The 22,114-nt window shown below is 72.1% G+C and carries 20 protein-coding genes; 17 read left to right on the forward strand and 3 right to left on the reverse strand.

Features of this window, described 5'->3' with window-relative positions:
• The first annotated feature begins 105 nt into the window (after positions 1-105).
• The 3 genes from secY to map are packed head-to-tail and all read left to right on the forward strand — an operon-like array spanning position 106 to position 2,869.
• Positions 106-1,428, forward strand: a complete 1,323-nt coding sequence (gene secY / locus HUN59_RS01930; RefSeq protein ID WP_058742353.1) for a preprotein translocase subunit SecY — start codon at positions 106-108, stop codon at positions 1,426-1,428.
• Positions 1,425-2,015, forward strand: coding sequence for an adenylate kinase (locus tag HUN59_RS01935; protein ID WP_058742345.1), 591 nt, complete (start codon positions 1,425-1,427; stop codon positions 2,013-2,015). The genes secY and HUN59_RS01935 overlap by 4 nt, the downstream gene beginning before the upstream one ends.
• A 23-nt stretch (positions 2,016-2,038) precedes the next feature.
• Positions 2,039-2,869, forward strand: a complete 831-nt coding sequence (gene map / locus HUN59_RS01940) for a type I methionyl aminopeptidase (RefSeq protein WP_288466890.1) — start codon at positions 2,039-2,041, stop codon at positions 2,867-2,869.
• A gap of 233 nt (positions 2,870-3,102) precedes the next feature.
• On the opposite strand, the gene HUN59_RS01945 is transcribed toward map, so the two are convergent.
• On the reverse strand, positions 3,103-4,383 hold the full coding sequence (locus HUN59_RS01945) for an LCP family protein (protein ID WP_174777344.1): 1,281 nt from the start codon (positions 4,381-4,383) through the stop codon (positions 3,103-3,105).
• Positions 4,384-4,686: 303 nt separating this feature from the next.
• Between HUN59_RS01945 and infA the strand changes: the two genes are divergently transcribed.
• The 8 genes from infA (at position 4,687) to HUN59_RS01985 (ending at position 12,448) form a co-directional block, all read left to right on the forward strand.
• On the forward strand, positions 4,687-4,908 hold the full coding sequence (gene infA, locus HUN59_RS01950; protein ID WP_017885509.1) for a translation initiation factor IF-1: 222 nt from the start codon (positions 4,687-4,689) through the stop codon (positions 4,906-4,908).
• Between the two features lie 70 nt (positions 4,909-4,978).
• On the forward strand, positions 4,979-5,095 hold the full coding sequence (gene rpmJ / locus HUN59_RS01955; protein WP_022903266.1) for a 50S ribosomal protein L36: 117 nt from the start codon (positions 4,979-4,981) through the stop codon (positions 5,093-5,095).
• Between the two features lie 139 nt (positions 5,096-5,234).
• On the forward strand, positions 5,235-5,609 hold the full coding sequence (gene rpsM, locus HUN59_RS01960) for a 30S ribosomal protein S13 (RefSeq protein WP_058742347.1): 375 nt from the start codon (positions 5,235-5,237) through the stop codon (positions 5,607-5,609).
• 9 nt (positions 5,610-5,618) lie between these two features.
• Positions 5,619-6,017: a 30S ribosomal protein S11 gene (gene rpsK, locus HUN59_RS01965; protein WP_017885507.1), complete on the forward strand. Its 399-nt coding sequence runs from the start codon at positions 5,619-5,621 to the stop codon at positions 6,015-6,017.
• A 206-nt stretch (positions 6,018-6,223) separates the two neighbouring features.
• Positions 6,224-7,216, forward strand: coding sequence for a DNA-directed RNA polymerase subunit alpha (locus HUN59_RS01970; RefSeq protein ID WP_058742348.1), 993 nt, complete (start codon positions 6,224-6,226; stop codon positions 7,214-7,216).
• Between the two features lie 60 nt (positions 7,217-7,276).
• Positions 7,277-7,852 (forward strand): 50S ribosomal protein L17, encoded by a 576-nt coding sequence (gene rplQ, locus HUN59_RS01975; protein WP_174777345.1) that lies wholly within the window; start codon positions 7,277-7,279, stop codon positions 7,850-7,852.
• Positions 7,853-8,012: 160 nt separating this feature from the next.
• Positions 8,013-9,125, forward strand: a complete 1,113-nt coding sequence (locus HUN59_RS01980; RefSeq protein WP_174777346.1) for an FUSC family protein — start codon at positions 8,013-8,015, stop codon at positions 9,123-9,125.
• A 26-nt stretch (positions 9,126-9,151) separates the two neighbouring features.
• Positions 9,152-12,448 carry a BTAD domain-containing putative transcriptional regulator gene (locus HUN59_RS01985; RefSeq protein WP_174777347.1) on the forward strand — a complete coding sequence of 1,099 codons (3,297 nt, stop codon included), beginning with the start codon at positions 9,152-9,154 and terminating at the stop codon, positions 12,446-12,448.
• Positions 12,449-12,470: 22 nt separating this feature from the next.
• Here the strand turns inward: HUN59_RS01985 and HUN59_RS01990 are convergent, their stop codons facing one another.
• On the reverse strand, positions 12,471-13,304 hold the full coding sequence (locus HUN59_RS01990; RefSeq protein WP_058743221.1) for an ABC transporter permease: 834 nt from the start codon (positions 13,302-13,304) through the stop codon (positions 12,471-12,473).
• On the reverse strand, positions 13,301-14,302 hold the full coding sequence (locus HUN59_RS01995; protein WP_174777348.1) for an ATP-binding cassette domain-containing protein: 1,002 nt from the start codon (positions 14,300-14,302) through the stop codon (positions 13,301-13,303). Before HUN59_RS01995 ends, HUN59_RS01990 begins: the two co-directional genes overlap by 4 nt.
• 166 nt (positions 14,303-14,468) lie before the next feature.
• Here HUN59_RS01995 and HUN59_RS02000 point away from each other — a divergent pair, with 166 nt between their 5' ends.
• From HUN59_RS02000 to glmM, 6 genes are all read left to right on the forward strand, one after another.
• Positions 14,469-15,386, forward strand: a complete 918-nt coding sequence (locus tag HUN59_RS02000) for a tRNA pseudouridine synthase A (RefSeq protein ID WP_254629966.1) — start codon at positions 14,469-14,471, stop codon at positions 15,384-15,386.
• Positions 15,383-16,129 (forward strand): MBL fold metallo-hydrolase, encoded by a 747-nt coding sequence (locus HUN59_RS02005; protein WP_058743224.1) that lies wholly within the window; start codon positions 15,383-15,385, stop codon positions 16,127-16,129. The genes HUN59_RS02000 and HUN59_RS02005 overlap by 4 nt, the downstream gene beginning before the upstream one ends.
• A gap of 118 nt (positions 16,130-16,247) precedes the next feature.
• Positions 16,248-19,349 (forward strand): ExeM/NucH family extracellular endonuclease, encoded by a 3,102-nt coding sequence (locus HUN59_RS02010; RefSeq protein ID WP_217483603.1) that lies wholly within the window; start codon positions 16,248-16,250, stop codon positions 19,347-19,349.
• 349 nt (positions 19,350-19,698) lie between these two features.
• Positions 19,699-20,145 (forward strand): 50S ribosomal protein L13, encoded by a 447-nt coding sequence (gene rplM, locus HUN59_RS02015; protein ID WP_058743226.1) that lies wholly within the window; start codon positions 19,699-19,701, stop codon positions 20,143-20,145.
• Positions 20,146-20,181: 36 nt separating this feature from the next.
• Complete coding sequence (gene rpsI, locus HUN59_RS02020) at positions 20,182-20,667, forward strand: 30S ribosomal protein S9 (protein WP_058743227.1); 486 nt, start codon at positions 20,182-20,184, stop codon at positions 20,665-20,667.
• 22 nt (positions 20,668-20,689) lie between these two features.
• The gene (gene glmM, locus HUN59_RS02025) at positions 20,690-22,063 is read left to right on the forward strand and encodes a phosphoglucosamine mutase (protein WP_174777349.1); all 1,374 of its coding nucleotides are present in this window, start codon (positions 20,690-20,692) and stop codon (positions 22,061-22,063) included.
• Positions 22,064-22,114: the final 51 nt, after the last annotated feature.

The following is a 22,114-nucleotide window of genomic DNA, read 5'->3' on the forward strand; positions in this document are numbered from 1 at the left end:
ACGGTTTCCTTGACAGTGGCCGTCGTCCGACGGCCGGGTCGGCGCTGCCGACCGAACCGTGACGAGCCCGCTCGGGCCGTGCGGTCCCAGAAGTTCGGAGTCCTCGTGTTCAGAGCGGTCGCGCGCATCATGCGCACCCCAGATCTTCGCAAGAAGATCGGCTTCACCCTCGCGATCATCGCGCTGTTCCGCCTGGGGTCGTACATCCCCGCACCGTTCGTCGACTACGCCTCGGTGCAGAGCTGCCTCGCGAGCGCCTCGTCCTCCGGCGGGCTCTACGACCTGATCAACCTGTTCTCCGGTGGCGCGCTGCTGAAGCTCTCGGTCTTCGCGCTCGGGATCATGCCGTACATCACGTCGTCGATCATCGTGCAGCTGCTGCGCGTCGTGATCCCGCACTTCGACGCCCTCTACAAGGAGGGCCAGTCCGGCCAGGCGAAGCTGACGCAGTACACGCGCTACCTCACCATCGCGCTCGGCGTGCTGCAGTCCACGACGCTCATCACGGTCGCCCGCTCGGGTGCCCTGTTCGGCACGAACGCCTCGGCCTCCTGCTCGTCGATCATCTCGAACGACAGCTGGTACGCGATCATGCTGATGGTCGTCACGCTGACCGCCGGTACCGGCCTCATCATGTGGATGGGCGAGCTCGTCACCGAGCGCGGCATCGGCAACGGCATGTCGCTCCTCATCTTCACGTCGATCGCGGCGCAGTTCCCGTCGGCGCTCTGGGCGATCGAGCAGTCGCAGTCGTTCGAGCTGTTCCTGTTCGTCATCCTCGTCGGACTGGTCATCATGATGGCCGTCGTGTTCGTCGAGCAGTCGCAGCGACGCATCCCCGTCCAGTACGCCAAGCGCATGGTCGGTCGACGCACCTACGGCGGCAACAACACCTACATCCCGATCAAGGTGAACATGGCCGGCGTCGTGCCCGTCATCTTCGCCTCGTCGCTGCTGTACCTGCCGGCCCTGGTCGCGCAGTTCAACCAGCCGTCCGACGGCTCCGAGCCGGCGGCCTGGGTGACCTGGATCCAGAACAACCTGACCTCGGGTGACAACTGGTTCTACATGGTCCTGTACTTCCTGCTCATCGTCGGCTTCACGTACTTCTACGTCGCGATCACCTTCAACCCCGAAGAGGTCGCCGACAACATGAAGAAGTACGGCGGCTTCATCCCGGGCATCCGGGCCGGCCGTCCGACGGCCGAGTACCTCGACTTCGTCCTGACCCGGGTGACGTTGCCCGGCTCGCTCTACCTCGGTCTCATCGCGCTCATCCCGCTGGCAGCACTGGCGCTGTTCGGCGCGAACCAGAACTTCCCGTTCGGCGGCGCGAGCATCCTCATCATCGTGGGTGTCGGTCTCGAGACCGTGAAGCAGATCGACTCGCAGCTGCAGCAACGTCACTACGAAGGGCTTCTCCGTTGAGCGCACGCCTCATCATCGTCGGACCTCCCGGAGCCGGGAAGGGCACCCAGGCCGGTCGCATCGCCGAGTCGTTCGGAATCCCCGCGATCTCGACGGGTGACATCTTCCGCAAGAACGTCTCCGAGGGCACGCCGCTCGGTGTGCAGGCGAAGGCGATCATGGACGCGGGCAACTACGTCCCGGACGAGCTGACCAACGAACTCGTGAAGTCCCGGCTGTCCGAGTCCGACGCCGAGCAGGGCTTCCTGCTCGACGGGTACCCCCGCACGGTCGGCCAGGTCGCGTACCTCGACGCGCTGCTCGCCGAGCAGGGCACCGGGATCGACGCGGTCGTGCAGCTCGTCGCGGACCAGGACGAGCTCGTGGGCCGGCTGCTCAAGCGCGCCGAGGATCAGGGTCGCAGCGACGACAACGAGGAGACCATCCGCCGTCGGCAGGAGGTCTACACGAACGAGACCGCCCCGATCGTGGCGACCTACGCCGACCGCGGTCTCGTGGTCGAGGTGGACGGTCTCGGCGGCATCGACGAGGTCGGCGACCGCATCCAGTCCGCGCTCGTCTCGCGCGGCCTCGGCGCCGGCGTCTGACCCGCGGGCGTCTGACCACCCTCGTGCGTCGTCGCAAGCCGTCGATCTACAAGACCCCGGACGAGCTCCGGGCGATGGTGCGCCCCGGTCTGCTGACCGAGGCGGCCCTGACAGCCGTCCGTGCGGCGATCCGTCCCGGCGTCACGACCGGTGAGCTCGACGCGATCGCCGAGCGCACCATCCGGGACGGCGGCGGCGTCCCGAACTTCCAGCTCGTGCCGGGGTACCGGCACACGCTCTGCGTCTCGGTCAACGACGAGGTCGTCCACGGCATCCCGGGGGAGCGCGTCGTCCAGCCCGGCGACATCGTGTCGGTGGACGCCGGCGCCGAGGTCGACGGGTGGAACGGCGACAGCGCGTTCACGCTCGTGGTGCCCGGGGGCGACGCGGCGCGCACGGCCGCTCGGCAGACGCTCTGCGACACGACGGAGCGTGCGCTCTGGCACGGGATAGCGGCCCTCGCGCACGCTCGGAACCTCAACGAGGTGGGCGCGGTCATCGAGGACGCCATCGACGAGACCGGTGCCTGGGGCATCATCGAGGACTTCACCGGGCACGGCATCGGCCGCTCGATGCACGAGGACCCACCCGTCTTCAACTACCGGGTCCGCGGCGCTGGTCCGGCGGTCCGGCCCGGTCTCGTGGTCGCGATCGAGCCGATGGTCACCGCCGGGACGATCGACAGTTCGACGGACGACGACGACTGGACGATCCGCACGCTCGACGGCTCGGACGCGGCGCACTGGGAGCACACCGTCGCGGTGCACGCCGACGGCATCTGGGTCACGACTGCCTCGGACGGCGGTGCGGCCGGTCTCGAGCCGCTCGGCGTGACACCGGTCCCCGTCCCGTAGCGCGGCTCGCCCCCGACTCTGGTCCGGCGACGGCCTGGAGGCACGTCCCACCCGGCGCGCGCCCGCTGCGGTCCGCCGGCGTCCGCGGCTCGCGGCGTGCGGTGTCCCTCGGGCGAGTCTCGGCCCGACGGACACGACTCGCGCTCCGGGAGGCGAGTCTCGTCCGTCAGCGCGAGACTCGCGCCCGTCCGCCCGCCGCCCGCTCGGCCGGAGGACGCCCCCGACCGGTGCGGTCAGTTGCCCACGGAGCAGGTCTGCTCGGAGGCGCTCTGCCCGGTGATGCTCGAGGGCAGCGGGGTCGCGCTCGGCGTCGACGTCGCGGCGGTCCCGCCCGTGGCCGGTGCGGAGGACGATCCGGTGGCCGGTGCTCCCGTCGCCGGGGCCTCGGTCGGTGTGGGTGTCGAGCCCGCTGCCGGGGTCCCGCCCGCGTCGGGCGCCTCGGCGGACGCGCGGCCCGTGGTCGAGTCGGTCAGCGAGGTCTTCTGGTCCTGCTGCAGCGCGACGTTGAGCGCGTGCGCGGGTTCCTCGGACACGAGCACGTGCGCGGAGTCCGACGGGTCGTCGACCACGGGGTACTGCACGAACAGCATGTTCGACGTGCTCATGCCGCGGAGGGTCGAGGCGAGCCCGACGAGGGTGCGGGTCTGCGCGAGGCCGTCGGACAGGGTCATGTTCGACAGGGCCGCCCCGGCGAGCTTGTAGAGCAGGATCGGGTTCGAGAGCGTGCCGTCCGAGGTCACCTTGCGCAGGAGCGCGGACAGGAAGACCTGCTGCGAACTGATCCGGGCGAGGTCACTGCCGTCGCCGACACCGTGCCGGCTGCGGAGGAACGCGAGCGCGTCCTGGCCGGTGAGCGTGTGCTGGCCGGCGGAGAGCTGCAGCCCCGTGTAGGTGTCGTCGATCGGCTTCGCGACGCAGACGTCGACGCCGCCGAGCGCGTTCGACATCTCGATGACGCCGTCGAACGTGATGAGGCCGGCGTACGGGATGGTCAGGCCGGTCAGGTTCTCCACCGTGTCGACCACGCACGAGACGCCGCCGTGGCCGAGGGACTCGTTGATGAGCTCGCTGCTCGCGGCGGGGTAGGTCGTCCCGGTCTGCGGGTTCGTGCACGCCGGGATCGGCACCTTCAGGTCGCGGGGGAAGCTGACGGCCGTGAGCTGCTGGTGGTCCTGCGAGATGTGGACCAGGATCGTGACGTCGTTCCGGGCGCCCTCGACGTCCTCGTCCGAGTCGAACTGCCCGATCCGGGTGTCGCTGCCGATGAGCAGGATGTTCGCGCCGCCCTTGATCGCGGTGATGTCCGCGACCTTCGCCGTGTTCTGGTCGTCCTTGCTCAGCTGCACGGTGTGCGGCGCGGTTGCGAGCTGTGCTCCCGCGATCGCCGCCACGCTCGTCCCGCTCACGAGCACCACCGCCAGGGCCGAGGCGACGACGGTGGCGGCGGTCGCCCACCCGCGACGGCGCGGCAGGCGCCCGTGGCTGGCGATGGGGCGGCGGGGCGCGTTCGGCACGTGGTCTCCGTTCGGTGGTCCGGCGTCGGCAGCGGCCGCGCGACCGGGTCGTCGGCCAGGCTACGGTCGGGACCGTCGCCGGGACCCCGGAGCGGCCCGTCAAACCACTGTGGAACGCTCAGGGAGCCAGCGGAAGCCCCACTCGTGGGGTCCGCGCGTGCGGGCCTGCCGTGCTGCACTTGGCAATCGCGGGTCTATCACATAAGGTTGATCTTTGGTGTGCCATGCCCAGCGGCGTGGCGCCCGACCCGCAGACCGGCTCGGGGATCACACCGGTTCATCCAACCAAGCGACAGTGAGGCTATGGCCAAGAAAGACGGCGTCATCGAGATCGAGGGCTCGGTGCTCGAAGCTCTGCCCAACGCGATGTTCCGCGTTGAGCTGACCAACGGACACAAGGTCCTCGCGCACATCTCCGGGAAGATGCGCCAGCACTACATCCGCATCCTCCCCGAGGACCGCGTGATCGTGGAGCTGAGCCCGTACGACCTGACCCGCGGCCGGATCGTCTACCGCTACAAGTGATCCGCGAGCTGGAAAGGAACGGCTCGGCGAACCCGCCGGGCACGAAGCCAGCGAGCACGAGGAAACAACCATGAAGGTCAACCCCAGCGTCAAGCCCATCTGCGAGCACTGCCGAGTGATCCGCCGGAAGGGCCGCGTCATGGTGATCTGCAAGAGCAACCCGCGCCACAAGCAGCGCCAGGGCTGAGCTCCCAGCAGGACCCACAACTCAACACTGAACACGCAGTACCAGATCCCGCGGCTCCGGCCACGGGGGACACCTCGGGGCGGAGGCCCGGGCACCGGTACTGCGCCACACCTCCATCGACAACAGGAGCAGCCAGCACATGGCACGTCTAGCAGGCGTCGACATCCCGCGCGAGAAGCGCGTGGAGATCGCACTCACGTACATCTACGGCGTCGGCCGTACCCGCGCGGTCCAGGCACTCGCCGAGACCGGTATCTCCGGTGACATCCGCGTCAAGGACCTGACCGACGACCAGCTCGTCGCCCTCCGTGACTTCATCGAGGGCAACTACAAGGTGGAGGGTGACCTCCGCCGCGAGGTCGCCGCCGACATCCGCCGCAAGGTCGAGATCGGTAGCTACGAGGGTCTCCGCCACCGTCGTGGTCTCCCGGTGCGCGGTCAGCGCACCAAGACCAACGCGCGTACCCGCAAGGGACCGAAGCGCACCGTGGCAGGCAAGAAGAAGGCCCGATAGGAGATCATCATGGCTACCCCCAAGACTGCCGCGCGCAAGCCGCGTCGCAAGGAGAAGAAGAACGTCGCCGTGGGCCAGGCCCACATCAAGAGCACGTTCAACAACACCATCGTCAGCATCACCGACCCGTCGGGTGCCGTCCTCAGCTGGGCGTCCTCGGGTGCCGTGGGCTTCAAGGGTTCGCGCAAGTCGACGCCGTTCGCGGCGCAGCTCGCCGCCGAGTCCGCTGCCCGTCAGGCGCAGGAGCACGGTGTCAAGAAGGTCGACGTCTTCGTCAAGGGCCCGGGCTCGGGTCGCGAGACCGCGATCCGCTCGCTCCAGGCCGCTGGCCTCGAGGTCGGCTCGATCAACGACGTCACCCCCCAGGCGCACAACGGCTGCCGTCCGCCGAAGCGCCGCCGCGTCTGACGCGAGGAGCAACCGGCCGTCCCCCGCTCGTGCCCGCAACGGGAGCGAGCGGGGCCGGCCATTCCTGGTCGTTCGATCGCACACGCCGGGCCCTCCCGGCCCGACCGTGCGCGTGATCACAACTCAACAGACCCGTCGGGGCCCGGTCGGCCCCGTCGTACCGCCGAGTGTCATATAGCGGACACTCCGCCGAAAGGAATCCCACAGTGCTCATTGCACAGCGCCCCACCCTGACCGAGGAGTCGATCTCCGAGTACCGCTCGCGATTCGTCATCGAGCCGCTCGAGCCGGGCTTCGGTTACACCCTCGGCAACTCGCTGCGCCGCACGCTCCTCTCCTCGATCCCCGGCGCGGCCGTCACCAGCATCCGCATCGACGGTGTCCTCCACGAGTTCAGCACCGTGCCCGGTGTCAAGGAAGACGTCACCGAGATCATCCTCAACATCAAGAGCCTCGTCGTCTCCTCGGAGCACGACGAGCCGATCACCGCGTACCTGCGCAAGCAGGGTGCCGGTCAGGTCACCGCAGCGGACATCTCCGCTCCGGCCGGTGTCGAGATCCACAACCCGGACCTCGTCATCGCGACCCTGAACGACACCGCGCGGTTCGAGCTCGAGCTGACGATCGAGCGTGGCCGTGGCTACGTGTCGGCCACGCAGAACCGTTCCGAGTTCAGCGAGGCCGGTCAGATCCCGATCGACTCGATCTACTCGCCGGTCCTCAAGGTCACCTACCGCGTCGAGGCGACGCGTGCCGGTGAGCGCACGGACTTCGACCGCCTGGTCGTCGACGTCGAGACGAAGCCGGCGATCTCGCCGCGCGACGCCATCGCGTCGGCCGGCCGCACGCTGGTCGAGCTGTTCGGTCTTGCTCGCGAGCTGAACACGGCGGCCGAGGGCATCGAGATCGGCCCCGCGCCGGTCGACGCGGTGCTCTCGAACGAGCTGCAGACCCCGATCGAGGACCTCGACCTGTCGGTCCGCAGCTACAACTGCCTCAAGCGGGAGGGCATCAACACGGTGTCCGAGCTCGTCGCCCTGTCGGAGACGCAGCTCATGAACATCCGCAACTTCGGTCAGAAGTCGGTGGACGAGGTCAAGGACAAGCTCACCGAGCTCGGCCTGTCCCTCAAGGACACCGTCCCCGGATTCGACGGCGCCCACTTCTACAGCGGGTACGACGAGGACGAGTCCAACTGACCTCGCGCGAACGCGCACGCGCGCTGACGCGCGCACCACTTTCACCACTGGAGAACTGACATGCCGAAGCCCACCAAGGGCCCCCGCCTCGGTGGCGGTCCCGCCCACGAGCGCCTGCTGCTGAGCAACCTCGCCAACGCCCTGTTCACGCACGGTCGCATCACGACCACCGAGACGAAGGCCAAGCGCCTTCGTCCGGTCGCCGAGCGTCTCATCACGTTCGCGAAGCGTGGCGACCTGCACGCGCGTCGTCGCGTGATCAGCATCCTGCGCGACAAGTCCGTCGTGCACACGCTGTTCACCGAGATCGCCCCGCAGGTCGAGGACCGTCAGGGCGGCTACACCCGCATCACGAAGCTCGGCTTCCGCAAGGGTGACAACGCGCCGCTCGCCTCGATCGAGCTCGTGCTCGAGCCGGTCTCGGGGGGGCCCGCTCCGGTCAAGCGCTACGCCGCCCCGGCTGCTGCCGCGCCGGCCGCCGCCGAGACCCCTGCCGAGGAGGCCCCGGTCGAGGAGACCGAGACCACCGAGGAGTCGGCCCCGGTCGAGACCGAGAACGAGACCGCGGCTGCTGCCGAGGTCGAGGACGACGCCGCCGCCAAGGGCGACGACGCCGAGGCTGACGACACCAAGTAAGGCACCGCACCTCACCGAGGAAGCCCCCGCGACGCACGTCGCGGGGGCTTCCTCGCGTTCCGGGGGTGACCGCAGGGCGGACGGGAGGCACGGGGCGGGCCCGCCACGTGCCTCCCGTCCGGATGGGTTCACAGCGCCCCGCACGTACCGTGGCCGCGTCATGGCACGAGCAGAGCGGATCACGGGCGCGGGGCGCCGCGTGTGGCAGTGGAGCCGCGACTCGGGGACGCAGCCGCGGCTGCTGCTCGCGGCGAAGGCCGCGCTCGCGGCCGTGATCGCGTGGACGCTGGCGAAGTACGCCCCCGGGGTCGCCGCCGAGTACCCGTACTACGCGCCGCTCGGGGCCATCGTCGCGATGCGGACGACCGTGTTCGCCGGCATCCGTGCGGGGGTGCAGACGCTCGTGGGGATCACGCTCGGGATCCTCATCGCCGGGTTCACGATGCTCGTCGGTGACCCGGGGGTGATCGCCGTCGCGCTCGTGGTCGGGCTCGGGGTGCTCGTGAGCGGGTTCCGGGTCCTCGGAGAGGGGTACTCGTGGGTGCCGATGGCGGCGCTCTTCGTGCTGCTCGTCGGCGGGGGCAACGCCGAGAACTACTCGTTCGCGTACGTCGTGCAGATGGGGATCGGGATCGCCATCGGCCTCGCGGTGAACTTCGCGATCGTGCCGCCGCTGCACTTCTGGGACGCGGAACGGCGCATCGACCAGGTGAACGGGGTCCTGGCGGAGCACCTGGACGACCTCGCCGACGTCCTCGACGCGGGCGAGCCCGACGTGCACGCGTGGGACCGGCAGCAGGCGAAGCTCGACCGGGCGATCGCGGACGTGCGGGACCGGGTGTCGGTCGCGCAGGAGAGCCGCCGGATGAACCCGCGCTCGGCCCTCCGCGGCTCGCGGGCCCGGCTCGCCACCGACGGTGCCCGGTTCCGTGCCCTGGAACGAGCCGCTTGGTACACGACGGACCTCACCGAACTCGTGGCCAGCTCGGGTCCGGTCGCGGACAGCCTCGGGCGCCCGGACCCGGCGTTCGCCGAACCGTTCGCGGCGGCGCTCCGCCAGGTCGCCTGCGTGGTTCGCGGAGAGTGCCCGGAGGACGAGGGTGACCGTGCGATCGTGCGGCTCGAGGAGGCGCTCGACGCCAGCCGCTCGAACCCCTCGCACGTGACCGTCACCTCGAGTGCGATCATCGCCCTGCGTGGGGTGCTCGAGTCGGAGAAGCGCGCGACCGAGGACGTCGACACGAAGACGGGACCGTTCGGCCGGAAGCGGTGACGGCACCGGCTCCGTAGACTCCGACCGTGCCGAACGACTGCCGGATCAGCGTGCTCGGGCCCGTGTCGGTCAGCGATCGGTCCGGGGTGCCGACGGCCGTGCCGGGTGCGCTCGCGCGGGTGTTCCTCGTCGCGCTGGTGCTCGCCCGGGGGCAGACCCTGACGACCGAGGCGCTCATCGACGAGCTGTGGCCGGAGGAGCGTCCCCGGGGCGCCCGTGCGGCCCTGCAGACGCTCGTGTCCCGGCTCCGCCGGAGCGTGGCGGACGGCCTGGTCGTCTCGACGAGTACCGGGTACGCGCTCGGTGGCGGCGACGACGGCGACATCGATCTCCTCCGCGCCGAGCGTGCGGCTGCGAGCGACGATCCGGCCGCCATCCGTGCGGCGCTCGACGCCTGGCGCGGCGACCCGGGATCGGACGTCGAGGGAACTGCGGGCGAGGAGCTCGCCGACCGCGCGGCCGCAGTGCGTCGTGCGCTCCGACGACGGCTCGCGGGGCTCCTGCTCGACGCCGGTGACACCGCCGAGGCCGCCGCGGTCTGGCTCGCGGAGACCACCGCGGACCCCTTCGACGAGGTGGCGGTGGCCGGGTGCATGCACGCCCTCGCCGCGGACGGCCGGGTGACCGAGGCGCTCGCCATGTTCGCGGCGCACCGGGACCGCCTGGTCGAGGAGCTCGGCGCCGATCCCTCCGCCGAGCTCGTGCGACTGAACGCCGACCTGCTCCGCCGCTCAGTCCCGACCGCAGGGGCCGCGCGACGGATCGGCCTCCGGGCCGCGCCGAACGCCCTGGTCGGGCGCGAGGTCGACCTCGCCGCCGTCACGGACCTGCTGGCGCACCACCGGCTCGTCACGGTGCTCGGTGCCGGCGGTCTCGGCAAGACCCGGCTCGCGCAGGCCGTCGCGGCGGGGCTCCCCGCGACGACGGCGGTCGTGGTGTGCGAGCTCGCCCCGCTGACCGACGCCGACGACCTGCTGCCGGCGCTCGCGGCACTGCTCGGGATCGCTGAGGTGCGCTCGGCGCGGTCGATCCGGGACGCCGTCACCACGGACCTGCGCAGCCGCGTCGTCGGGGTGCTCGACGACGGGCCGACCGTGCTCGTGCTCGACAACTGCGAGCACCTCGTCGCCGGGGTCGCACGGCAGACCGCCGAGCTGCTCGCCGCGGCGCCGTCGCTCCGGGTGCTCGCGACCTCGCGCGCACCGCTCGCCGTCGCCGGCGAGGTCGTGGCCCCCCTCGCCCCGCTCCCCGTCGCCGAGGACGGGGCCGCCGTCCGGCTCTTCACGGACCGTGCCCGCGCGGCCCGCCCCGGAGCGGTGCTGCCGGTCGACGCGGTCCGGCGCATCTGCACCCGGCTGGACGGGTCCCCGCTCGCGATCGAGCTCGCCGCCGCGCGCGTCCGCGGCATGAGCGTCGAGGAGGTCGAACGCCGGCTCGACGACCGGTTCGCCCTGCTCCGCGGCGGCGACCGCAGCGCCCCCGAACGACACCGCACGCTGCTCGCGGTGATCGAGTGGAGCTGGCGGCTCCTCGACCCCGGGGCGCAGGAGCTCCTGACCCGGCTCGCGCTCTTCCCCGACGGGGTCCCCGTCGACGCCGTCCAGGCCGTGGCGCCGGGCGGGGACGACCTCGCGGCGTTCGACGACCTCGCCGAGCTCGTGGAGCAGTCCCTCGTGCAGCTCGTCGAGACCGAGGGCGAGCCGGTGCGCTACCGGCTGCTCGAGACCGTCCGCGAGTTCGGGGCCGCACGGCTGACCGACCGTGGCGCGATCGACGACGTCCGCGCCGCGATGACGTCCTGGGGCCGCGGGTTCTCGGCGGCGCGGAACCTGTTCGCCACCTCCGGTCCCGCGCAGCTCGTCGCGTTCCGGGAGGTCCGGCGGGAGGCCGAGAACCTCGTGACGCTGCTCCGGTGGGCGCTCCGGGACGACGACGTCCCGACGGTCGCGCACGTGTTCGCGGCGCTCGCCGGGTACTGGACGTTCCGCGGTACCCACGGCGAGGTCGTCGCCGCCGCCCCGGACGTCGTGGCCCTGCTCCGCGACCGACCCGTCGCGCCGGACGCCCGCGCGGCGACCGTCGTCTCGCTCGTCCTCTGCGGCGCCTCGGCGGCGTTCGGCGACCTGCGGACGAGCGCCCGGGCGATCTCGACGCTCCGACGGCTGCGGCGGACCGGCACGACCGGGTTCCCGGTGCTCGACGCCGAGACCGACCTGCTCCTGTCACTCGGCCGACCGGTCGAGGGGTCGGCCCTCCTCGCGCGCCTGCGGGAGGACCGCGACCCCGGGGTGGCCTGCCTCGCGCACATGCTCAGCGCACCGCTCGCCGAGAACGCCGGGGAACCGGAGGCGGCCTTCCGGTACGCCCGACGCGCCGCCGAGCTGTCGGCCGTGACCGGGGACGCGTGGACGAGCGGCTCGGCGGCGGTGACGCTCACGCAGCTGCACGCCCAGGGCGGCCGCTACGCCGAGGCCCTCGCCACCGCCGAGGCGGCCCGCGAGCAGCTCGAGCGGTTCGGCGCCGACGACGACCTGTACGAGATCAGCTGGACGGTCGGGCTCGCCTCGGCCGCCACCGGCGACCTGCACCGGGCCCGCACGATCGCCGAGGACCTGCGCCTGCGCCCGGTGACCCTCCGGGGTGGACCGCAGGACGGTGCGGCGCAGGTGGGGGTGCTCGCGCTCGCGATCGACGCCGAGTGTGCGCGGTGGGCGGGCGACCCGGACCGCGCGGCCGCGGCGTACACCGCGGCGTGGGACCTGCTGCGGGACCCCCGCACGCGCGCGGTGCACTGGCGGTTGATGGCCGGCGCGGCCCGCATCGCCGCCGTCGACGAACGCGAACGAGCACGTGTACGCGGGCGCGAGCGCGAACGCGAACGCGAGCACGAACCCGAACGCGACCGCGGAAGTGGACCCGACCGCGCCGCGGACGCGAGCCGGTCCGACGGGGCCGGCACGCGCCTCCCGGCCGGCGAACGCGACGTCGCACGCCGTCTGCGGACCGGGGCCCTCGTCCAGCTGCGCCTGCGGTCCGCGTGGCTCGACATGCCGGTCGTCGGGACCGCCCTGCTCGGCCTGGCGATCGCGCTGCTGCGGGACGGCCGCACGGCGGACGCGGCCCGCTGCTGGGCGGTCGCCACGCGGGTCGGCACCCGGCAGGACTACGCCGTCCTCGCGCACGCACGGGTCCGACCGCTCCTGGTGGCCGGTGTCGGCGAGCAGGCACTGGCGGACGCGGAGACGACCTCGTCCGGTTGGGGGCCGGACGAGGTCGTCGTGCGGACGCGGGCGCTCCTCGAGGAGCTCCGCGTCGAGCGGTGAGGCGCACCGCGCAGCGGGTGCGTCAGGCCTTCCGCATGTAGGCGCGGACCGTCAGCGGCGCGAACACCGCGACGATGACCGCGGCGCCGAGCAGGCTGAGCCACAGGTCGCCGCTGACGGTGCCGTGGTTCACCAGGTCGCGGACCGCCGTGATGAGGTGCGAGACCGGGTTGACCTCGGTGAACCACCGGAGCCACGCGGGCAGCGTGTTCGTCGGGACGAACGCGTTCGACAGGAACGTCAGCGGGAAGAGCACGAGGTTCGCGATGCCGGACACGCTCGACGCGGTGCGGGCGATGACGCCGAAGTACGCGAAGACCCAGCTGATCGCCCACGCGACCACGATCACGAGCAGGGCGGCGAGCAGCACCGCACCGAGGCCGCCGGCCGGGCGCAGGCCCATCACGATGCCGACCACGAAGGTGATCGTCGTGGCGATCGCGTACCGGACGGTGTCGGCGAGCAGGGCGCCGGCCAACGGGGCGATGCGGGCGATCGGCAGCGATCGGAAGCGGTCGAAGACGCCCTTGTCCATGTCCTCGCGGAGCTGGACACCGGTGACGACCGACGACGTGATCGCCGTCTGCACGAGGATGCCGGGGATGATCACGGGCAGGTAGCTGCCGACGTCGCCGGAGATCGCGCCGCCGAAGATGTACGTGAACATCACGGTGAAGACGATCGGCATGAGCGTCACGTCGAACAGCTGCTCGGGCGTCCGACGGATCTTGACGAGGCCGCGGTACGCCATCGTGAACGACTGGCGGACCGTGGCCGCGAGGCCGGAGCCGCCGACGCCCGGACGCGGGGTGACCCGGGGCGCGGCGGTGGTGGTGGGTTCGAGGACGGTGGTCATGCGAGGCTCCCTTCGAGCGCGCGCTCGGTCTCGGCCTGGTCGTCCGGGGACGACGGCGAACCGGTGATGGTGAGGAACACCTCGTCGAGCGTCGGCTTCTGCACGCTCATCTCGGCGAGGGAGACACCCGCGTCGCGGAACGACACGAGCAGGTCGGTGACGCGGTCGGGCGCCGTCATCGGTGCGGTCAGGCGCGCGCCCTCCGGGCTGACCACGGCTGGCGTGCCGAGCACTCGCTCGACGAGCGCGGCCGCCGTCGCGAGGGACCCCGGATCGGCGTCCGCCAGGCGCAGCTGCAGCGAGGCCGTGCCGACCGAGGACTTCAGGTCGTCGGCGGTGCCCTCGGCGACGACGCGGCCGTGGTCGATCACGGCGATGCGGTCGGCGAGCTGGTCGGCCTCGTCGAGGTACTGCGTCGTGAGCAGCACGGTCGACCCGGTCGCGACGAGCTCCCGGATCGTGTCCCACATCTGCGCGCGGGTCCGCGGGTCGAGCCCCGTGGTCGGCTCGTCGAGGAAGATCAGCGGCGGCTGCGCGATCAGGCTCGCCGCCAGGTCGAGGCGCCGACGCATGCCGCCGGAGAACGCCTTGAGGGGTCGGGAGGCCGCCTCGGTCAGGCCGAACCGCTCGAGCATCTCGGTCGCCTTGCGCTTCGCGTCGCCGCGGGACAGGCCGAGCAGCCGCGCGAAGATGACGAGGTTCTCGGTGGCGCTGAGGGTCTCGTCGACGCTCGCGTACTGCCCCGTCACGCCGATCAGGGAGCGGACGGCCTGCGGCTCGCGGCGGACGTCGTGGCCGAAGACGCGGGCCTCGCCGCCGTCCGGCTTCAGCAGGGTCGCGAGCATCGAGATGGTGGTCGTCTTGCCGGCGCCGTTCGGCCCGAGCACGCCGTAGACGGTCCCGGCCTCCACACGGAGGTCGACGCCGTCCACGGCGCGGTTCGACCCGAAGGTCTTGACGAGGCCGGTTGCCTCGACCGCGAGGGGGGTGGTGGTCATCGGGATGGTCCTTTCGTCGATGTCGAGGTCGATGGTGCCGAGGGGCGCTCACGCGCCACTGACGTGGCACTGACACGGGCTGACACGCGCTGACACCGGCTCGCGGTCGCGCGGCACGGCGACCGCCGGACGGGAGGCGCGCCTCGCCCCCGGTACGCTCGCTCGCGTGGACGAGACGGTCGGTTCGGCAGCGGTGCGGGTGCGCCTGGACGTCGCGTACGACGGAGCCGCGTTCTCGGGGTGGGCCCGGCAGCCGGGCCTGCGGACCGTGCAGGGGGCGCTCGAGGACGCACTCGCGACGGTGTTCACCCGGTGGGGCGCGCCGCCGCTCCTGACCGTCGCGGGACGCACCGACGCGGGGGTGCACGCGACCGGACAGGTCGCGCACCTGGACCTGTCGGCGGAACAGTGGGGGGCGCTGACCCGACCCCGCCGGTCGGCGCCGGACGGGCCGCCGCGGACGTCGCTCGACGGGCTCGTCAAGCGGCTGAACGGGCTCGCCGGGCGCACCGGGGACGTCGTGGTGACGCGGGCGTCGGTCGCGCCGGACGGGTTCGACGCCCGGTTCTCCCCGCTCTGGCGGCGCTACGAGTACCGGGTCGCGGACGCCGAGGTCGGTCGCGATCCGCGTCGTCGGGGGCACACGCTCTGGCACCCGACGCGGCTGGACCCGGTGGCGATGGAGCGCGGTGCGCTGACGCTGCTCGGCCTGCACGACTTCGCGACCTTCTGCAAGCCGCGCGAGGGCGCGACCACGATCCGGACGCTGCAGGAGTTCCGCTGGGACCGCGAGCCGGACGGCGTGCTGGTGGCGCGCCTCCAGGCCGACGCCTTCTGTCACTCCATGGTGCGCGCGATGGTCGGCGCGACCATCGCCGTGGGGGAGGGCCGCTTCGGCCCGGACCGGCTCGAGGAACTCCGGGTCGCCGAGCAGCGGACCAGCGCCTTCGCGGTCGCGCCCGCCGTCGGACTCACCCTGACCGAGGTCGGGTACCCGGCCGACGACGAACTCGCGGCCCGCGCGTCGCAGACGCGTGCGCGGCGGACGGACGACGAGCCGGACGCCGGTACCGTCGGGGCATGAGCTCCCGCGAACCCCGGTCCGTCGTCTCCGTCGCCCCCGGGGTCGTCTTCGTCGAGGGGCCGGTCTCGAACTGGGTCGTGCTCGCGGAGGAGGACGGCGTCGCCCTCATCGACGCGGGCTACCCGGCGGACAGCGACCTCGTGCTCGAGACCGTGCGCTGGGCCGGGCACGACCTCGCCGACCTGCGGCGTGTGTACGTCACCCACGGGCACGTCGACCACGTCGGTGGGATCCCGGGCATCCTCGAGCGGCACCCGCACGTGCAGGTCCTCGCGCACGCCGACGAGCTCGACAACGTCCGCGGACCCGAGCGGCAGCAGGTGACCCCGGCCGAGATCGGGGGACGGCTCGCCGCACCCCGGACGCTCCGCTGGCTCGCCCGCGCCCTGCGCTCCGACGCCCTCCGCCCCACGACCGTGCCGTCCGTCCGCGCCTTCACCGGGGCCGACTTCGCCGGGCGGGCGATCACGCCGCTGCCGGCCGACGGGCACACCGACGGGTCGACGGCCTACCTGCTGCCGGCGGCGGACGCGATCGTCACGGGCGACGCCGTCGTGTCGCACCACGACACGCAGCCCGCGTCGTGGTCGCCCCGGCCGCGGATGATCACGCCGTTCTTCACCGCCGACCAGGAGCGTGCGCTCGAGTCGGCGCGGGCGCTGCCGATGCCGGGCGTGCTGCTGCCGGGGCACGGGCCCGCGGTGCACCGGGTCGGGCGGGAGTGGGTGCCGGTCGCGCACTGACCGCGCGGCGGGGTGGCCCCCGGCGAGGGGTGGACCGGATCGTTCACCTGCCGGAAACCTGAGCGACCCGACAGGTGGCTAGCGTGCTGGGGTCCCCCTCCTCCTCCCGAAGGTCAGCATGCCCAAGACCCTGCGGCGCACCGTGTTGTGCGCCACCGTGGCGGCGACGCTCGTCGCCGCTCCCCTCGTGTCCGTCTCGACCGCACTGGCGAACCCCGCCGGCACCGGGCTGGTGATCGGCGAGGCGTACCTGAAGGGCGGCAGCGCGAACCAGCCCTTCACGAACAAGTTCGTCGAGCTCGAGAACCCCACCGACGCGGCCGTCAGCGTCGACGGCTGGTCGCTGCAGTACCGCTCCGCGACGAGCACAGCGGCACCGTCGGCGACGAACGTCGGCAAGCTGTCCGGCTCCGTCCCGGCGCACGGCTCGTACCTCGTGCAGATGGGGTCGAACGGCACCGTCGGCCAGGCGCTGCCGACCGCGGACGCCGTGACCGGCCTCAACCCGTCGGGCTCCTCCGGCACGCTCGTGCTCTCGGACGGCCAGACGCCGCTCGCGCTCCCCGCCGGCACGGTCGCCGCGGGGACGGCCGGCGTCGTCGACGTGCTCGGCTACGGCACCTCGAACACGTTCGAGACGGCTGCCGCGACCACGGGCACGGGCAACACCGTCCCCGACGCGCTGACCCGGACGGACGCCGCGGACACCGACGCGAACGCCCTGGACTTCTCGCTCACCGCGACGATCACCCCCCGGAACGCCGGCGGCCAGGGCGGCGGCACGACCCCGACCGACCCGGGCACCCCGACCGACCCCGGGACGCCGACGACACCGGCCGAGCAGGTCACCATCGCGCAGCTGCAGGGCACCGGCGCGTCCTCGCCCTTCGTCGGCAAGAGCGTCACCACCGACGGCGTCGTCACCGCCGTCTACGCGACCGGTGGTCTGAACGGCTACACGGTGCAGACCGCGGGGACCGGCGGTGCGCTGGACCTCGCCACCCACACCGCGTCGGACGCCGTCTTCGTGTTCTCCGCGTCGACCGTCGGCAGCGTCGCGATCGGTGACGCCGTGCGCCTCACCGGCACGGTCGCCGAGTACAACGGCCTCACCGAGCTCGAGGTGCCCTCGACCGCCGGCCTCACGAAGCTCCCCGCAGCCGGTGTCGTGCAGCCGATCCCGGCCACGCTGACGTTCCCCCGCACCGACGCGCAGCGCGAGTCGCTCGAGAGCATGCTCGTCGCACCGCAGGGTGACTACACCGTCGCCGACAACTACACGACGAACCAGTACGGCGAGGTCACGCTCGCCACCGGGACGAAGCGGCTCGTCCAGCCGACCGAGGTCGCCCGTCCGGGCAGTGCCGAGGCCGCCGCGGTCGCCGCCGACAACGCCGCCCGCAAGGTGGTCCTCGACGACGGCGCGAGCACGAACTTCCTCAGCGCCGCGAACCAGTCGGTGCCGGTGTCGTGGCTCACCCAGGGTCCGGTGACGGTCGGTGCCGCGACGACCTTCACGAAGCCGGTGGTGCTCGACTACCGGAACGACGCGTGGAAGTTCCAGCCGACCACGCCGATCACGGGCGCCACCCCCGCGGCGGACCTGCCGGCGACGTTCTCGAACGTCCGCACCGCGGCACCCGAGCAGGTCGGCGGCGACCTCAAGCTCGCCGGCTTCAACGTGCTCAACTACTTCCCGACGACCGGCGACCAGCTCACCGGGTGCACGTACTACACCGACCGTGACGGCGACCCCGTGACCGTCCGCGGCGGCTGCGACGCCCGTGGCGCTGCGAACGCCGACGACCTCGCCCGCCAGCAGGTCAAGATCGTCAAGGCGATCAACGGCCTGGGCGCCGACGTGGTGTCGCTCGAGGAGATCGAGAACTCGGCCCGCTTCGGGCAGGATCGCGACGCGGCCGTGGCGACGCTCGTCGCCGCGCTGAACGCCGCGACCGGTCAGGACACCTGGGCGTACGTGAAGTCGCCCGCGAAGGTGCCCGCGAGCGAGGACGTCATCCGTCTCGCGCTCATCTACAAGCAGGACCGCGTCGCGCCCGTCGGCGAGTCGACGATCCTGGACGACCCGGCCTTCGTCAACGCCCGCCAGCCCGTCGCCGACGCGTTCCGCCCGGTCGGCGGCACCGCGGACGACGACTTCCTGGTGATCGCGAACCACTTCAAGTCGAAGGGCTCCGGCACCGGGGCCGACGCCGACCAGGGCGACGGGCAGGGCGCGTCGAACCAGTCGCGCGTCCGGCAGGCCACGGCGCTCGCCGCGTTCTCGACCGCGGAGCAGGCGAAGTACGGCACGGACCGCGTGTTCATGCTCGGTGACTTCAACGCCTACAGCGAGGAGGACCCGATGGTCGTCCTGCGGGACGCCGGCTACACCGACCTCGGCCCGGCCGCGGACGCGTCGGAGTACTCCTACGTGTTCAGCGGCCTGAGCGGCTCGCTCGACCACGTGCTCGCGTCGCCCGCCGCGCTCGAGGACGTCACGGGCGTGGACATCTGGAACATCAACTCGGTCGAGTCGGTGGGCCTCGAGTACAGCCGCTACGACTACAACGTCACGGACCTGTACCGCGACGACGTGTACCGCGCGAGCGACCACGACCCGATCCTGGTCGGGTTCGACGTGGCCTCCGGCGACACCACCGAGCCCGGTGACGGGGACGGTGACGGCGGCACCCCCGGCAACGGGAACGGCGGCACCCCCGGCAACGGCAACGGCAACGGCAACGGGAACGGCGGCGGCAACGGCACCGGCAGCGGCGGCGGGATCGGCACCGGAACGCCCGTCGCCCCGGACGCCGACTCGCTGACGGACGGCAACCGCGGCGGCGTCACGGGCCCGGCCTCGGCCCGCGCCGGCGAGACCATCACGGTCGGCGTCGGGACCGCCCGCGCCGGTGAGCGCATCTCGGTCTGGCTGTACTCCGAACCCGTGCTCCTCGGCACCCCCGTGGTCGCCGCCGACGGCACCGTCCGGGTCACCGTGCCGGCCGGCACCACGACCGGGGCGCACCGCCTCGCCGTGACCGCCGCGGACGGTTCACTGGTCGGTTGGACGCCGATCCGCATCGACCCCGCCACGGGCGCACTCGCCTTCACCGGCACGGAGCTCTCCGGCGGGATCGCGGCAGCGCTGCTCCTGCTCGCCGCCGGCACCGGCGTGCTCGTCGCTCGCCGTCGTCGGACGGCACGCGCCGCCTGACACGTCGCGCTCGAGCCCCACAGGGACGTCCCCGCTGTCGACCGACAGCGGGGACGTCGTCCGTCGCGGGGGCGCGCACGGGTCCGCCCCGGATGCGGTGGGCAGCGCGGGTCACGACGCGACCGAGCGGCAGACGGGAGGCGCGTGGCGGGCCCGCCCCGTGCCTCCAGGCCGGCGCGTGGTTGCCGTGGTGAGCCGCGTCGGGTAGGCTCTCTCCTTGGTCTGTGCGCCCCGTGCGCCGGACAGTCAGATGAGCCCTCCACCGGGCAGTTCCGCGTGCATCGCACGAGGAACACCCACCGGAGCGGGATTCACGGACTCCTCACCTCGACACGAAAGCAGCACTCCTGTGACTCGTACGTTCTCCCCGAAGCCGGCAGACGTCCAGCACGACTGGATCGTCATCGACGCGACCGACGTCGTCCTCGGCCGCCTCGCCACCCACGCCGCGGCGCTCCTGCGCGGCAAGCACAAGGCCACCTTCGCCCAGCACATGGACATGGGTGACCACGTCATCATCATCAACGCGGACAAGGTCGCCCTCACCGGCTCCAAGCTCGCGAAGAAGGTCTACTACCGTCACTCGGGCTACCCGGGCGGCCTCACCGCGACCTCCTACCCGGAGATGCTCGAGAAGCACCCGACCCGCGCCGTCGAGAAGGCGATCCGCGGCATGCTGCCGAAGAACACCCTCGGCCGTGAGCAGCTCAAGAAGCTGAAGGTCTACGCCGGCCCGGAGCACCCGCACGCCGCGCAGCAGCCCAAGGCGTACACCTTCGACCAGGTCGCACAGTAGTTCCGGCCACGACGACTTCAAGGACTGATTCAACTCATGGCACAGATCGCTGACTCCCTCGACCAGACCCCGGAGAGCTTCACGACCGAGAGCGCGCCCGTCGCGTCCGAGGCCGCTCCCCGCCAGATCCTCAACGTCTCGGGCGGTGCCGTCGGGCGCCGCAAGGAGGCCATCGCACGCGTCCGCCTCGTCCCCGGTGGCGGCACCTTCACGGTGAACGGCCGCACGCTCGAGGACTACTTCCCGAACAAGCTGCACCAGCAGCTCATCAACGACCCGTTCAAGGTGCTCGAGCTCCTCGGCGCCTACGACGTCACCGCCCGCATCACCGGTGGTGGCCCCTCGGGCCAGGCCGGTGCGCTCCGCCTCGCCATCGCGCGTGCGCTGAACGAGATCGACCGCGAGAACAACCGCGCCACCCTCAAGAAGGCCGGCTTCCTCACCCGTGACGCCCGCGTCATCGAGCGCAAGAAGGCCGGTCTCAAGAAGGCCCGCAAGGCGTCGCAGTTCTCGAAGCGCTAGTCGCCTGGCGAACCCGATCGCAATGCCGCGTCTGTTCGGTACCGACGGTGTTCGTGGTCTCGCCAACGGCGAGCTGACGGCCGCGCTGGCTCTGGGTCTCGCCCAGGCCAGCGCGGCCGTGCTCACGCACGGACACCATGCGGACGCCCGCCGGGCGTCCGGTCGACCGCGCCCGCGCGCGGTCCTGGCGCGCGACCCGCGCGTCTCCGGCGAGTTCCTCGGTGCCGCGGTCGCGGCCGGGCTCGCCTCCGCCGGCGTCGACGTGCTCGACGCCGGGGTCATCCCCACCCCCGCGGCGGCCTTCCTGGTCGCCGACATCGACGCCGACTTCGGCGTGATGATCTCCGCGTCGCACAACCCGGCGCCGGACAACGGGATCAAGTTCTTCGCCACGGGCGGCCGGAAGCTCCCGGACGAGGTCGAGGACCGCATCGAGGCGGCCATGCACGACCAGTCCGCACCGACCCCGACCGGCGGCGACGTCGGCCGGATCACGCGCTTCGCCGACGCCGAGGACCGCTACGTCGTGCACCTGCTCGGCACGCTTCCGCACCGGCTCGACGGCATCCACGTCGTGCTCGACTGCGCGAACGGTGCCGCAGCCGGCGTCTCGCCCGAGGTGTTCGTCAACGCCGGTGCCCGGGTGACGCTCATCGGCGCCGACCCGGACGGCATGAACATCAACGACGGCGTGGGCTCGACGCACATCGACAACCTCGCCGCCGCGGTGCTCGAGGCCGGAGCGGACGTCGGCATCGCGCATGACGGCGACGCCGACCGGTGCCTCGCGGTCGACGCCGCCGGCAACGCGATCGACGGCGACCAGATCATGGCGATCCTCGCGCTGTCCCTGCAGGAGCGGGGGCTGCTGGCCTCCGACACGCTCGTGGCCACCGTCATGTCGAACCTCGGGCTCAAGCGGGCCATGGCGGACGCGGGCATCACGGTGCTCGAGACCGGCGTGGGTGACCGCTACGTGCTCGAGAAGATGACCGAGGGCGGGTTCTCGCTCGGCGGCGAGCAGTCCGGGCACATCATCTTCAGCGACCACGCGACCACCGGGGACGGCGTCCTGACGGGGCTGCACCTCGTCGCGGAGATGGCGCGCACGGGCAAGACCCTGCAGGAGCTCGCGTCGTGCATGACCGTGTTCCCGCAGGTGCTGCTCAACGTCCGCGGGGTCGACCGCCACGGGCTCGACGACCAGGGCGTGCAGGACGCGGTGACCGCCGCCTCTGCCGCGCTCGGGGACGCCGGACGCGTGTTGCTCCGTCCGTCGGGCACCGAGCCCGTCGTGCGCGTGATGGTCGAGGCCGCCTCGCAGGACGAGGCCCAGCGCGTCGCCGAGGAACTGGCGGCCGTCGTGTCCGACCGATTGGCGCTCGACGCCGCGTAGGGCGGGTCGAGCCACCTCCGTAGCTCCCGCGAAACGCAACGAGGGCGGTTC

The organism is Curtobacterium sp. Csp2, assembly GCF_013347165.1.

Excerpts from the sequence above, each read along its gene's own strand:
- infA (WP_017885509.1), top strand. The coding sequence starts at position 4,687 with ATGGCCAAGAAAGACGGCGTCATCGAGATCGAGGGCTCGGTGCTCGAA.
- rpmJ (WP_022903266.1), top strand. The coding sequence starts at position 4,979 with ATGAAGGTCAACCCCAGCGTCAAGCCCATCTGCGAGCACTGCCGAGTG.
- rpsM (WP_058742347.1), top strand. The coding sequence starts at position 5,235 with ATGGCACGTCTAGCAGGCGTCGACATCCCGCGCGAGAAGCGCGTGGAG.
- rpsK (WP_017885507.1), top strand. The coding sequence starts at position 5,619 with ATGGCTACCCCCAAGACTGCCGCGCGCAAGCCGCGTCGCAAGGAGAAG.
- rplQ (WP_174777345.1), top strand. The coding sequence starts at position 7,277 with ATGCCGAAGCCCACCAAGGGCCCCCGCCTCGGTGGCGGTCCCGCCCAC.
- HUN59_RS01980 (WP_174777346.1), top strand. The coding sequence starts at position 8,013 with ATGGCACGAGCAGAGCGGATCACGGGCGCGGGGCGCCGCGTGTGGCAG.
- HUN59_RS01990 (WP_058743221.1), bottom strand. The coding sequence starts at position 13,304 with ATGACCACCGTCCTCGAACCCACCACCACCGCCGCGCCCCGGGTCACC.
- HUN59_RS01995 (WP_174777348.1), bottom strand. The coding sequence starts at position 14,302 with ATGACCACCACCCCCCTCGCGGTCGAGGCAACCGGCCTCGTCAAGACC.
- HUN59_RS02005 (WP_058743224.1), top strand. The coding sequence starts at position 15,383 with ATGAGCTCCCGCGAACCCCGGTCCGTCGTCTCCGTCGCCCCCGGGGTC.
- HUN59_RS02010 (WP_217483603.1), top strand. The coding sequence starts at position 16,248 with ATGCCCAAGACCCTGCGGCGCACCGTGTTGTGCGCCACCGTGGCGGCG.
- rpsI (WP_058743227.1), top strand. The coding sequence starts at position 20,182 with ATGGCACAGATCGCTGACTCCCTCGACCAGACCCCGGAGAGCTTCACG.
- glmM (WP_174777349.1), top strand. The coding sequence starts at position 20,690 with ATGCCGCGTCTGTTCGGTACCGACGGTGTTCGTGGTCTCGCCAACGGC.